Annotated in this window: 1 pseudogene; it reads left to right on the top strand. The window is 42.2% G+C overall.

The features are described 5' to 3' along the window. A pseudogene (locus BLX24_RS31995) lies at window positions 1-184 on the top strand (hypothetical protein); the annotation flags it as partial. Window positions 185-366: the final 182 nt, after the last annotated feature.

Here is a 366-nt window from a genome sequence, read left to right as displayed (position 1 = left end):
AAGACAAAATCAATGCCAACATCAAACAATTCTGGATTTCGCAGGGCGGGAAAGAAGATATTGCNTGATGAAGAAGTTCGACGACATGGGCATCAAGTACCAATACAGCGAATACGCAGGCGGGCATACATGGCCCGTTTGGCGGCATGACCTGTTCGGCTTTTCTCAGTTATTGTTTAAGTAAATTATGGTCTGGCATACAGAGTAGAAGTTCCCTTCGGCTTCGCGCAGAAAACAACTTTTGATTGTTGGTATCTGCGTGAAGCCGAAGCCAGATAGATGAAATTATTTAGTCCAAAATCATGGATAGTGAGGGCATTTTGAACATATACTTAGTGGTAAAAATCGGCTTGTTTTTAAAGAACC

Origin of the sequence: Arsenicibacter rosenii (genome assembly GCF_001870735.1) — a bacterium.
Taxonomy (GTDB): Bacteria; Bacteroidota; Bacteroidia; order Cytophagales; family Spirosomataceae; genus Arsenicibacter; species Arsenicibacter rosenii.
Note: the sequence above shows the minus strand (reverse complement) of the source record. Positions and strands in the feature narration are given on the sequence as shown.